The organism is Parabacteroides sp. 20_3 (assembly GCF_964238835.1).
Taxonomy (GTDB): domain Bacteria; phylum Bacteroidota; class Bacteroidia; order Bacteroidales; family Tannerellaceae; genus Parabacteroides; species Parabacteroides distasonis.
In genome coordinates, this window is the sequence record NZ_CAXSNO010000001.1 from 400,825 (window position 1) to 412,709 (window position 11,885).

At 47.6% G+C, this 11,885-nt stretch carries 9 protein-coding genes; 5 read left to right on the forward strand and 4 right to left on the reverse strand.

Annotated features, from left to right (window positions below):
* The first annotated feature begins 4 nt into the window (after positions 1–4).
* Entirely contained in the window at positions 5–1,462 is a 1,458-nt protein-coding gene (locus ACESPU_RS01700; RefSeq protein ID WP_122297327.1) for a tetratricopeptide repeat protein, read from the forward strand.
* A 17-nt stretch (positions 1,463–1,479) separates the two neighbouring features.
* Positions 1,480–2,397, forward strand: a complete 918-nt coding sequence (locus tag ACESPU_RS01705; RefSeq protein ID WP_022192847.1) for a DUF368 domain-containing protein — start codon at positions 1,480–1,482, stop codon at positions 2,395–2,397.
* Positions 2,398–2,507: 110 nt separating this feature from the next.
* Here ACESPU_RS01705 and ACESPU_RS01710 read toward each other — a convergent pair whose 3' ends face one another.
* The 4 genes from ACESPU_RS01710 to ACESPU_RS01725 are packed head-to-tail and all read right to left on the reverse strand — an operon-like array spanning position 2,508 to position 8,535.
* Positions 2,508–3,911, reverse strand: coding sequence for an ABC transporter permease subunit (locus tag ACESPU_RS01710; RefSeq protein WP_121962745.1), 1,404 nt, complete (start codon positions 3,909–3,911; stop codon positions 2,508–2,510).
* Positions 3,898–5,487 (reverse strand): ABC transporter permease subunit, encoded by a 1,590-nt coding sequence (locus ACESPU_RS01715; protein ID WP_121962746.1) that lies wholly within the window; start codon positions 5,485–5,487, stop codon positions 3,898–3,900. Before ACESPU_RS01715 ends, ACESPU_RS01710 begins: the two co-directional genes overlap by 14 nt.
* On the reverse strand, positions 5,484–6,197 hold the full coding sequence (locus ACESPU_RS01720; protein WP_121962756.1) for an ABC transporter ATP-binding protein: 714 nt from the start codon (positions 6,195–6,197) through the stop codon (positions 5,484–5,486). Before ACESPU_RS01720 ends, ACESPU_RS01715 begins: the two co-directional genes overlap by 4 nt.
* A gap of 13 nt (positions 6,198–6,210) precedes the next feature.
* Positions 6,211–8,535: an outer membrane beta-barrel family protein gene (locus tag ACESPU_RS01725; RefSeq protein WP_158533035.1), complete on the reverse strand. Its 2,325-nt coding sequence runs from the start codon at positions 8,533–8,535 to the stop codon at positions 6,211–6,213.
* Positions 8,536–8,967: 432 nt separating this feature from the next.
* On the opposite strand from ACESPU_RS01725, the gene ACESPU_RS01730 reads away from it, so the two are divergent.
* From ACESPU_RS01730 to ACESPU_RS01740, 3 genes are all read left to right on the forward strand, one after another.
* Positions 8,968–10,218, forward strand: coding sequence for a GAF domain-containing sensor histidine kinase (locus tag ACESPU_RS01730; RefSeq protein ID WP_158533034.1), 1,251 nt, complete (start codon positions 8,968–8,970; stop codon positions 10,216–10,218).
* Positions 10,215–11,582, forward strand: coding sequence for a sigma-54 dependent transcriptional regulator (locus ACESPU_RS01735; RefSeq protein ID WP_158533033.1), 1,368 nt, complete (start codon positions 10,215–10,217; stop codon positions 11,580–11,582). Before ACESPU_RS01730 ends, ACESPU_RS01735 begins: the two co-directional genes overlap by 4 nt.
* Positions 11,583–11,647: 65 nt before the next feature.
* Positions 11,648–11,875 (forward strand): ferredoxin family protein, encoded by a 228-nt coding sequence (locus ACESPU_RS01740; RefSeq protein WP_005856324.1) that lies wholly within the window; start codon positions 11,648–11,650, stop codon positions 11,873–11,875.
* Positions 11,876–11,885: the final 10 nt, after the last annotated feature.

Here is an 11,885-nt window from a genome sequence, read left to right on the forward strand (position 1 = left end):
GTAAATGAAAAAAGACGATATCTCACGCTTGTTACAACATTATCTTTCAGCGAAGGAAGAGGGTAAGGAGCCTTATTTCGACGCTGATCAAATCGATGAAATGTTGGACAGCTTTGAAGATTCGAACGATTATACTTACTTTGATGAAGTCTTAGCCCTCGGGCTAAAGCTTCATCCCGGTAATTCCGCCTTGCAAATCAAGAAAGGCAGGCAATTCGCGTATAACGAGGATTATGAGAGCGCTCTCGCTCTGCTCGAGAATATAGCGGAGACTGATAACCAAGATCTGGATATGTTAAAAATGGAATGCTATTGCTCGCTCAACCAATATCCCAAGGTTCTGGAGATCACGGAAGAGTTGATCACTAGGGATTGTGACTATTTGGAGGAAGTCTTCGAGTACATCTCCCCCATCCTGAATGATTTAGACATGAACAAAGAGGCCCGCGATTTCGTGGACCGTGGCTTGGCTTTATTTCCGGATAACTTGATTCTTAAGAATGAGCTTTGCTACATCCTCGAGACGGAAGGAGACGTTCCCCGGGCGATCGAGTTATGTAATGAGCTAATCGATAAGAATCCTTTCTCATACGAGTATTGGTTTACGCTGGGAAGGCTACATTCCATGGTTGGCGATTACGAGAAAGCGATCGAGGCTTTCGACTTCGCCTTGACGTGTGATGATTCCGATACGGAACTGAAAATATTGAAAGCGTACTGCCTGTATATGAACGAGAGCTATGAGAAGGCGATCGAGGAATATCAAGAAATCGAGGGTGATGAGGAGGTGATGCGCCGTATCTCTCCACTCATGGCGGAATGTTATATGAAGCTGGAGCAATATGAGAAGGCTTACCAACTGCTTTCCACGATCATAAACGATCCGGATATGGAGGATGGGCCGACCAATTATATCAATTATATCCGTTGTTGTACCGAGACTGAGCGCGACAACGAGGCTTCCATCATGTTATTCAAGGCGGCGCAATTGTATCCGAACAATGTCCGTCTCCTTTCTCTTTTAGCGCTTTGCTTGCTTGATAGCGGGAAAAAGGAGGAGGCTATCGCTATTACGAATAAGATATTCAAGATCATCGATAAGAAAAGCATCAATCCGGAAACTCAAGAAGAATGCAACAGCCTGCTTCATGCCGGACAATATTTGCTTTCTAAGGGAGATATAGATAAGGCGATCTCTTATTACAAGAAAGTCCTTCAAATCAACCCGAAGACTCCAATGATTCATATCCATTTGGCTATGGCTTATCTGGATAACCGTGATATGGAAAATTTCATGGAGCATATCGGCCAAATATCCGGAGATGATCTTCTTTATTTGCTTCGTAAAGTGGGACCAGAAGTATTCGCGGACTTTACCATCGATTCCGATAAAGAGAAGAAACATATCCAACCCGAGGATCTGGTAAAAGAGTTTTTAAAGAATAAAGATAACAGTAATTAGACAATTAATAATGTAATATGCCTAACAAACGAAATCTCAAGGACTACGGTTTCTTAGTATTAAAAGGTATGGGTATGGGAGCGGCGGATGTCGTTCCCGGCGTGTCGGGAGGAACGATCGCCTTTATCGTAGGTATCTACGAGGAACTGATCGACTCTATCAAAAGTATTAACGGGACGACATTGAAACAATTATTCACGGGGAAAATAGCGGCCTTCTGGAAAGGGATCAACGCTAATTTCTTGCTTTCTATCGTGGGTGGTATTGGTATTAGTATATTCTCCCTAGCGAAGATCATTACGTATCTCTTGGTGTATCATCCGATCTTGGTATGGTCTTTTTTCTTTGGTTTGGTGCTGGCCTCCACTTGGTTCGTCTCTAAGGATATCAAGCAATGGAACTGGAAGACGATCTTGAGTTTTGTTGTCGGGGCGGTGATCGCTTTTTATATCACCGTGGCGACTCCCGCCGAGACTCCGAGTAATTTACTCTTTATCTTCCTCTGTGGGGCTATCGCTATTTGCGCCATGATCTTGCCGGGTATCTCGGGTAGCTTTATCTTAGTGTTGCTCGGAAAATACTTCTATATCATGGAGGCGGTCAAGACGTTTAACGTTCCCGTTATGTTGGTGTTTATAGCGGGTGCAGCTATTGGTATCACGACGTTCTCCCGCGTGTTGTCATTCGCCCTTCGTAAATTCCATGATATAACGATCGCCGTATTGGCCGGATTCATGTTGGGTTCGCTTAACAAGGTATGGCCTTGGAAAGAAACGATCGAGACCTATGTGGATAGCCATGGCATGACCAAGCCGTTGGTTGAGGCGAATATCGCTCCGAATCAGTTTGTTTGGGAGGCCGTCGGATTGATGATCTTAGGTTTCGGGATCGTATATTTCCTAGAAAAGCTCTCACAAAAAAGCGCTAAGGCGTAACCGATATTACAATGGGCATTATAAGGTGATTAGAATGCCCATTGTAACCTTCTTATAATGCCCATTCAAAGGTGGCTACAATGCCCATTCTTATCTACTTATCATTTCTATCATCGCACATCGTATTTTTCCAATAAGCGAAACCCTCCCCATCCCAGTAAGGCAATAAAGAAAAACGTGGTCAGCGCATACAGGCCGATAAGCGCAAGACGTTCTTCTAAGGGAACGCTTCTTTCTTGATATCGAGGCGCTTCTTTTATATCAAACGACTTTCGGCTGGTAGAGACATCCTCATAAGGATTATACCAATGTGGGCTTTCCGGGTCCTCGGCGTCTTTTTGCTTGAACCATGCGAGGAACGTAAGTTGGAAGGCCTGTAAATCACGCCAATTTTTCTGGAATCGTAGATGGCCTCCTCCTAATAGAGCTTCCATCGCCCGTTCGTATTGGACGGTTGGGGACAGGAGGGTCAATCGACGGACTCCCTCGAACTGGCGGATCAGGCATTCGTAGTAATCCCGATAGGATTTCTCCCTTACTTCTTTCTTTTTCATCCACAGGATCGCACGGCGTTCATGATAGGGATAAAACGGATTCTCACTCTGTTGCGCCATGCTACCGGGAGGTGCCTCTTTGGTCAATTGGCTCTCCTTCGCCTCTACCTCTTGGGCTATGTCTCGCAATAAAGGGGTCGGATAAAGGGTATAGCCCCAGAATGTGGCGCTATTCGGGATGATAATAGTCCCAAACAGCCAGAAGGATACGCAGATCAGCAGACTTACATTCGAATGCCTTGTCATGACGGAGGCGAAAAGTCCAAAGCAGACGCATAACGTGATCAGTAAAAGGCTGATTCCGATAAATCCGAGTAACTTATAAATGAAAGAGGGCGTATAGATGGATGGTAACATATCGCCTAAGGCTAATAATCCCACGAATATGCCTCCTAGCAATAAGAGCATGACAACGGATATATGCGAGAATATCTTACTGATCCAATAGTTCCTCCGGGAAATGGGATAGGATAACAAATAGCCTAACACCTTATCCCGTTTCTCTCCACATATCGAATCATAAGAGAATAACAGGGCGATAAAGCTAATGAAAATCGAGACGATAAACGTCCAGTCCACCGAGCTTTTCGTGTCCAGCAAAGGGTTCAACATTCCTTGTTCCACCTCCAGCCTTCCCGCGTTCCATACATTATATTGAATGGAGTTTACCATTTCCTCCTCTTTACAGCCATACAGGAAACCGTCCGTACGGGGAGAGTAACGGAATATTCGTAAATGATTCGCGAAATTCGTCAGGTTATCGCTCAACTCACGTTCCTTTTGCACCTCATCTTCCACCAATTGCTTATAAGTAGCCTGCTGCTCCATGTAGAGCGAGACAAACAAACGACTTCCGCCGGCAAATAACAGCACGATAAGCACGAACGATACCCGGAAGCGCAAACTACGCAGCAGGCGGCTCACCTCGTGACGATATACTATAAGACTATCGCAAATCATATCTTTTAAAAATATATATACCACCCGATAAGAACCCGATAAGCAGGAGGGATAAGAGGACAAATGCCCGCATCCCTTTCTTCGCCCGTTGCCAGCCGGATAATTCCCGTGGGCAAAACCGAGGAACATCCCGAACATCCACAGGCGAGTAGTTCGCGTCGGCATACTGTTTCTCTGCCTCTTTCATGGTCTTCTCAAAAGCGGCAGGATCTTCCTTCTGGAGTCTCTCCCATTGTCGCTCTAACGCCTCCCATTCCGCTTGGGGCATGAACTCATCCTCCCGGCAAGGGGTCACATAAGAGGCCGAATAGAACAGGTCCCGATCCGTCAAGTATTGGATGAACCGTTTGCGATAGTCGCGGGCATCGCTCATATAAGACAAAAGCGCATCGGCATCGGTATTACCCAGCCGGGCCATCAAACGGATATAAGTAGCCGACGGGGAGAGAAGATTCAAGATATCCTGCCACTTCCGCTGGGCAGACAAGATACGCGAGTATTCCTTATCCAGTTTCCAGAGCCGCTCCGCATGATCCATCCGTATATTAGCCTCTACGACGGCCATCCGGCGGGTATGTTCCAGCACCAAGCGAGAACCTCCCCGGATATCTTTCATGCCTTCCCCATCCTCCATGTTAAATAAATATTGAAGTGACTGGAGCCTCATGGAATCCCGTAGCTCCACCCATCGCTTATTACACTCTCCTCTCATCGACCAGAAAAGTTCCACCTTCTCATTCTCCACCTGTTTATAGGAGGGCAAGGCCACCATGCTCCGGGAAGCGTAGGAGGACAAAGCCGGAATCACGAACAGGAATGTCAGCCAACTGAGCATACAGAGCACGATTGAGGTTACCGACCGGGCCGTCAGCGACGACACCAAGATACCGAACGAGGCAAAGAAAGCCAAATAGACAAACGAAGCCAAAAACATCCACCCTACGCCCATCCATTCGCTGCCCGAAAAACGGATGCCGCCTCCCAACACCACCAAGCCGAGCGCCAGCAAAAAGCAAGCCAGCAAGATCGGCAAAACGGTCAATACCACGCCTAGCCACTTCCCCAACAAGAAGCTATACCGGCTCACGGACGAGGAGAAGATGAAACGAAGCGTCCCCTCTTCCCTTTCCCTCGTCACCGCATCATAGGAAAAGACCAGCGCAAGGAGCGAGATCATAACGCTCAATACCGCCGAGAAATCAAACGGGGGAAACACTTTCATGAACGGGCTGTTTTGCGCCCAGTTAAATTGAAGTGGCAGAAACGGGATTTCCCATAAGTCGATGGAGACGATATAGCCCACGTTATTCGTGATCCCCCGGCTGAGCAGGCTCAAAGGTTCCGGCTCACGGACGAGCTTAGGACTCACTTTAGACCATACCAAGCAGGAGCGCATTTCCTCCCCCGCCTGTCTCGCCTCTGCCTCACATACCTCTTTTTGTATCTGATAATCGCTGACGCTGACAATCATCGTGAAAAGCACGATCACCAAGCAGAGCAATAATCCTACCACAAAACGGGACGAGCGGACGTTTAGCAGGAACTCCTTCCGAGCGAATATCCATACATTCCTCATAGGATAGCCTCCTGCATATAATCAAGGTAAATGCGTTCCAGGTCATCATGCAAGAACTCGTCACGGGCACGGACCATGACCAGACGCCCATCCTTCATGATCCCTACTCGATCCGCCAAGGAACGGGCACGGAACAGGTCGTGGGTACAAATCAGTATCGATTTTCCTTCCAAGCGGAGGTGGTGCAAGAGTTGCATCAACTCGGCGGTGCTCCGGGGATCAAGGCCGGAGGTAGGCTCATCCATCACCATATTGTCGGCGTCTTTCAACAAGAGGGCGGCGATCTCTACTTTTTGCCGCATTCCCTTGGAGAAGGTCTTCAACTTACGCTCGAAGCTTTCTTCCGGCAGGCCGACACGACGCATCGCTTGATAATAGTCTCTCCGATCCAAGCGTTTCCCGGTAAGGCGTGTGAAGAAGTCCAAGTTCTCCCGGGCGGTAAAGTCACCGTACAGCATGACGTTCTCGGAGACATAGGCGATATGACGGCGTGTCTCCGCCGGATTGGAACGGACCTCTACCCCGTTCACCAAGGCCCGCCCGGAAGTGGGACGGATGAAATCGAGGAAGAGGTTCAAGGTCGTACTCTTCCCCGCCCCATTAGCCCCCAAAAGAAAGAAGATCTCTCCCGGCTCGATCCGGAGGTTCAAGGCATCCAGAGCCAGATGCCCATCCTCATATCGTTTCGTTAAATCAATCGCTTCTAACATGAAACAAAGATAATCATAATCTGTTGATAACCTCATTGGCCGCACCGGAACCTTTGTACTTACTACGGGTGGCGTTGAAACGATACGTAACGGTCAGGCGCACTTGGCGACTATCCGGATTACTCCATTTCGTCATACTGCGGTCCGCCGCATACATCACGAAAGAATAACGTTGCGTAGCGAAAATATCGAAGCCTTGCAAGTTCAATGTCAACGCCTCGTCTTTCAAGAACGACTTACGTAACCCCACATAAACCCCTCCCGTTCGCTTACTTAAGCTTTGCATATTATCGCCATCTGTCGAAACACGACCATCCAACGAGAATATCCATCCTTTAGGCAAACGAAACGAGTTGTTTAAACTAAAGCCATAAGTAGGTTTATTAAAGGATCGCACCTCCCCCATCGTAAAAGCCTCAAAGAAAGGTTTGCTCACGCTTAGGTAAAGGGAAGGTTCCCAGAAATTAAACTTAGGGGAAAAAGAGACGGAAGCGTTCAAATATTGCGCCTTCGGATAGTTTTCTTGGGAGAAGACCGTAATGACCGGATCCGGCTCGTACGCCTTCATCATAAACGACGAAACATCCTTTATATATTGGTAATTCAATGAGGCTTGGATAAATTTATAGCCAAATTGATAAGTCAAGTCGTGATTGAAAGAGGGTTTCAATAGCGGATTACCGCCCTCGTAAGTGAAACGATCGTCGTACTGCAAATCACTCCGCAATTGAAAAAACGAGGGGCGACTTGTCTTTGCCGTATAACTTAACGACATCTGGGTCTTTCCTATCGGCATGGAAAGAGCGACATTCGGGAAGACATTATCATACAGACGGCTTTGTTCCGGAAGGAAAATACCTTTGTCATAATAATCAAAGTCAACATGCTCATAACGCAAACCGATCTCAGTGCTTAATTTCTGCCAAGTCAAGGCATAACTGATAAAAGCGGCGGCATTCTGCTCCCGTATCTTGCTATCGGTAGCGGGCAGGATGCTTTGTGGATTGTCGAAACGGTCCGTACGATGTACATAACTGTATTCCCCTCCCCATTTCAATTCTCCCACGGCGATCGGGTAAGTCATCACTAATTTAACGGCATACAAACGGTTGCGAGTCCGGTTACTGGTTGTTACCAAGCGATCGTCATCCATCTCGCTATTCTCATTGGCAAACATACGGTTCTCCGAAGATCCGGTTAACCAGTCCGCATTAAAACTAATGGTTAGTTTATCATTAAACCTCCCTTCATAATAAGCGTTCACCTTGTGTTGATTTACGTCCGTTTCCATGCGGGTTTGGTAATGCAATACATCATATACCGTTTTATTTGCGTACATCGTGTTATCCGATATGAAATCACCTCCCGAGTTAAAACCCTTATTTCCTTCATACGTAGCGCCGAAGGAATGATGCTCATTCACCTCGTAATTCGCACCCAACTGACCATATACCGAACGGGAAGACTGGTCCACTGTCGTTTCCGCTTTCTGTTCCCACAGCGTGTCCACTTGAATATAGCTACTTGTCCGTTGCCTCGTTTGGGCTTGCCACAAGGAATAGTTAACCATCCCAAACAAATCCAATCCGTTCTTACGATAGTTCAAGTTCAATTGATCCGTGTTACTCGTCTTATGGTTTTGGGAAACATTACTCCGGACATTGACACCCAATCCCTCGCCCGCATGCCGAACCGTACGAATTTTCAATACCGCCTTCACCGTAGCGTCATATTCCGCACCCGGGTTCTGGATCAGTTCCACCTTGGAGATATCCTTCGAGCTTAGGCGTTCCAATTCCGAATTATCACGAACCAAACGGTTATTAATGTAGATCAAAGGCTCTCCCTTGCCGAACACGGTATATTTCCCGTCCGAGCTTTCCAAGCCGGGGATATGCGAGAGCACGTCATTCGCCGTACCGACCGTACTCAGCAAAGTCTCCCGAATGTTCGTCACCAAGCTACTTCCCTTTAGTTGGTAAGTAGGCAGTTTACCGGTCACGACCGCCTCGCCCAAGGCGATGGCATCCGGTTCCAGACGGATCGTTCCCACATCCCCCGCCTTCGGGCACTCCAGACAAATATCCTTATATCCGATATAAGATACCCGCAAGATATAACACTGCTCTTTCAAGCCTTCCAACACGAACTCACCCGACTCCTCGCTAACCGTCCCTTTTACGAACGCGGAATCTTCCGGATTCAATAACACCACATTGGCGAAACCAACAGGCGCCTCTTTATCATCTACTAACTTACCTAGGAAAGACTGTGCATTGACGCTTCCCCCAAAGATCGCTATAAGTATAGCGAGTAAAATAACAGCTCTCTTTCTCATATTCTTATTCTTTTTATCGTATCTAATCAAGTCTGCGATCACTATCCACTAAGCATTGATAACCAGCAAACTACAGTTTCTTAAAATTCCTTACTAGGAAAACTTTTGTTTCTCCTAATAGAAACTTTAGTTTCTTCCTGTGAAAACATTTGTTTCCCTATAGGAAAACTTTAGTTTCTAGTAAGGAAAAACATAGCCCCCCCTATGGAAACTAAATGGGTATCGGTAAACTTTTACCCAAATATACCAGAGATCATCCCTCTTTACCCTATAGAATACAAACGCCGTGCCAAAGCATATAACTCACTAATAAACAATATTATATACAAACAGCCAATATTCCATCTTTGGGTAACGGGTAATATCCTTACTCAAAACGGGTAAATTCTTACTCAAAAAGAGTACATTTGCCCATCCTAATACCCGAGAAGCATGTTATCCTTATTCAAGCGACACACAAATACACCGCAGCCCGAACTCAGCAAGATGCTTTCCGAGTTCAACCGCTCCTTGATGCTTATCGCAGATAAGTCCTTACTGATCAATAATTTTATCTCTAAGATCAGACAGATATGTCCTGTAGAGATCGTCCATCTTTTCTTATTAGACGAGAATACGGGAAAGTATAAACCGCAAGACGGCCCGCTATCCTCTTCCCTCTCTTTCAATGGAAAAGATAAACTGATCAGTTGGCTATTCGTGAACGAACGCTCGCTTCTGCTCTCCCAAAATCCCGATATAGCGGATTACTTCACGGCCGAGGAACGGGAGAAGCTGGGGCAACTCCAAGCGGAACTCATTTATCCGCTGAAAGTGATGAATAAGGTGAGTGGAGTGATTATGCTGGGAAAGAAGACAGATCGCACCGATTTTACCGAGAATGAGCTAGGACTTCTCTCCCTCTTGTTCAACCAAGCGGCATTCGCCATCGAACATGCCTCCCTTTATGAGATCCAATCCGAACGGATCAAGAAGATGTACCGGACCGACCGGCTCGCCACTTTAGGGGAACTGGCTGCCGGAGCCGCCCACGAGATCCGTAACCCGCTGACCGCCATTCGTAGCACGATCCAATACTTAAGCAAGGATTTCTCGGCCGATCCCGTGAAATCGGAGATGGTCACGGAACTCATCTCCGAGGTGGAGCGTATCAACAAAATCGTGCAAGGCCTGCTCTCTTTCGCCCGTCCATCCGCCTTGAACTCATCGGAAGTCAATCTGGAGCAATTGATCAACCAGACATTGCTACTCGTCCATAATACGCTGAAGAAGCAACAGGTCGAGGTGGAATTTGAATATTTCCATGAGAATACCGCCTTGCAAGCGGATGCCGAGCAACTCAAGCAAGTATTTCTCAACATCATCCTCAACGCAGTGGAGGCGATGAGCCAGAATCCCCCGGAACGCTCACGTACATTAATAATAAGTATAGAGAAGGGAGCATCCATTGACGATCATTCCCATTACCTGCTCCTCTCCTTCGAGGACAGCGGAAAAGGCATCGGCGAGAAAGATCTGGATAACATCTTCAATCCCTTCTTCACCACCAAAGACGAGGGGACTGGTTTAGGGCTCGCCATCTGTTACGGTATCATCAACCGCCACGAGGGCGAGATCGAGGTACACAGTACTCCCGGCAAAGGCACATGTTTCACCATCAAGTTACCGCAATATATAGTATGAAAGCAAAAATAGTAGTAGCCGACGACGAGCCGCGCATCCGTGCGATGATCGCCCTGCTCTTAAAAGAAGACGGATACGAGGTACAAACCGCCGCAAACGGACAAGAGGCCGTAGACGCCCTCCTCTCCTTCCGTCCCGACGTGATCTTGCTAGACCAGCAAATGCCGGTGCTTACCGGCGTGGAGGCATTGGAGAAGATCAAACGGCTATGCCCGAACCAAGTCGTCGTGTTCATAACCGCCTTCGGTTCCGTCTCCTTGGCGGTAGATGCCGTAAAGAAAGGCGCTTACGATTTTATTGAGAAGCCTTTTGACAACGATAAGTTGCTCCTTACCGTAAGCCGTGCCGTAGAGCATTGCCGGATGAAAGGCGAGATCAAGCACTTGAAAAACAAGTTAGGAGATATGAACACCGGTATCATCGGCGAGAAAAGCGGACTGAGGCAGGTCATGCTCCAAGTGGAACGGGTGGCGGAAACCGACGCTACCGTCTTGATCCACGGAGAGAGTGGAACCGGAAAGGAACTGATCGCCTGGGCGATACACGACCGGAGTAAACGCGTGAGCCAGCCTTTCGTGGCGATCAACTGTGGGGCGATCCCGCTCACCTTGATGGAGAGCGAGCTTTTTGGGCATGAGAAAGGCGCCTTTACCGATGCCAAGGAAACACAAGCCGGCACGTTCGAGCGGGCAAATGGCGGTACCCTGTTCCTAGACGAGATCGGTGAACTCCCGCTAGACGCCCAAGTAAAATTACTGCGTGTATTAGAAGAACGTAAGATTACCCGCATCGGAGGCAAGAAAGCGATCCCCGTCAATGTCCGGATCGTGGCGGCTACGAACCGGAACTTGGAAGAAGAAGTAAGACTGGGTAAATTCCGTCTGGACCTGCTCTATCGGCTGAATGTCTTCACCATACAGCTTCCACCCCTTAGGGAACGGAAAGAGGACATCCCGTTGCTGGCCGCATTTTTCCTTCGCAAACATAATTCCTTGCTCAATCTCTCGATCGAGAGCATCACGCCCGAGGCTATGGATCAGTTATGCGCCTACGACTGGCCCGGTAACGTACGGGATTTAGAGAACGCCGTACAAAGCGCCATGATACTCTGCGTAGACCGGCAAATCCATTCCGGACATCTGCCCGCCCGTATCAAAAGCTACCAGATGGAGCGACTGATAGCTCCTCAGGAAGCGGAAGAAGACACCTCGCTCCGTGATACGAACTCCTTGGCGGAGAAGGCCCGCATCCTGTCCGCGCTGCAAAAGCATAACTATAACCGTACCCTGACCGCCGAGGCTTTAAATATCAGTAGAAAGACGCTATTCAACAAAATGAAACGTTATAATCTTGGCAACGAGTAATTTTTTACTAACTTTGATGCCTCAATAGAAATGTGTTACATTTAGATTTTAAATAAACAAGTATTATGGCGAAAATAAAAGGAGCTGTTGTTGTAAACACAGAGCGCTGCAAGGGATGTAACCTTTGCGTAGTAGCCTGCCCGTCGGATGTACTGGAGTTGCACCCACGAGAAGTAAACAACAAGGGGTATCACTATGTGTACATGAAGAACCCGGACGCATGCATCGGTTGCGCTAGTTGCGGGTTAGTTTGTCCGGACGGTTGTCTAACGATCTACAAAGTAAAAATATAAAGTTATATCA

Coding starts and splice junctions, on each gene's coding strand:
- ACESPU_RS01700 (WP_122297327.1), top strand. CDS start 5: ATGAAAAAAGACGATATCTCACGCTTGTTACAACATTATCTTTCAGCG.
- ACESPU_RS01705 (WP_022192847.1), top strand. CDS start 1,480: ATGCCTAACAAACGAAATCTCAAGGACTACGGTTTCTTAGTATTAAAA.
- ACESPU_RS01710 (WP_121962745.1), bottom strand. CDS start 3,911: ATGATTTGCGATAGTCTTATAGTATATCGTCACGAGGTGAGCCGCCTG.
- ACESPU_RS01715 (WP_121962746.1), bottom strand. CDS start 5,487: ATGAGGAATGTATGGATATTCGCTCGGAAGGAGTTCCTGCTAAACGTC.
- ACESPU_RS01720 (WP_121962756.1), bottom strand. CDS start 6,197: ATGTTAGAAGCGATTGATTTAACGAAACGATATGAGGATGGGCATCTG.
- ACESPU_RS01725 (WP_158533035.1), bottom strand. CDS start 8,535: ATGAGAAAGAGAGCTGTTATTTTACTCGCTATACTTATAGCGATCTTT.
- ACESPU_RS01730 (WP_158533034.1), top strand. CDS start 8,968: ATGTTATCCTTATTCAAGCGACACACAAATACACCGCAGCCCGAACTC.
- ACESPU_RS01735 (WP_158533033.1), top strand. CDS start 10,215: ATGAAAGCAAAAATAGTAGTAGCCGACGACGAGCCGCGCATCCGTGCG.
- ACESPU_RS01740 (WP_005856324.1), top strand. CDS start 11,648: ATGGCGAAAATAAAAGGAGCTGTTGTTGTAAACACAGAGCGCTGCAAG.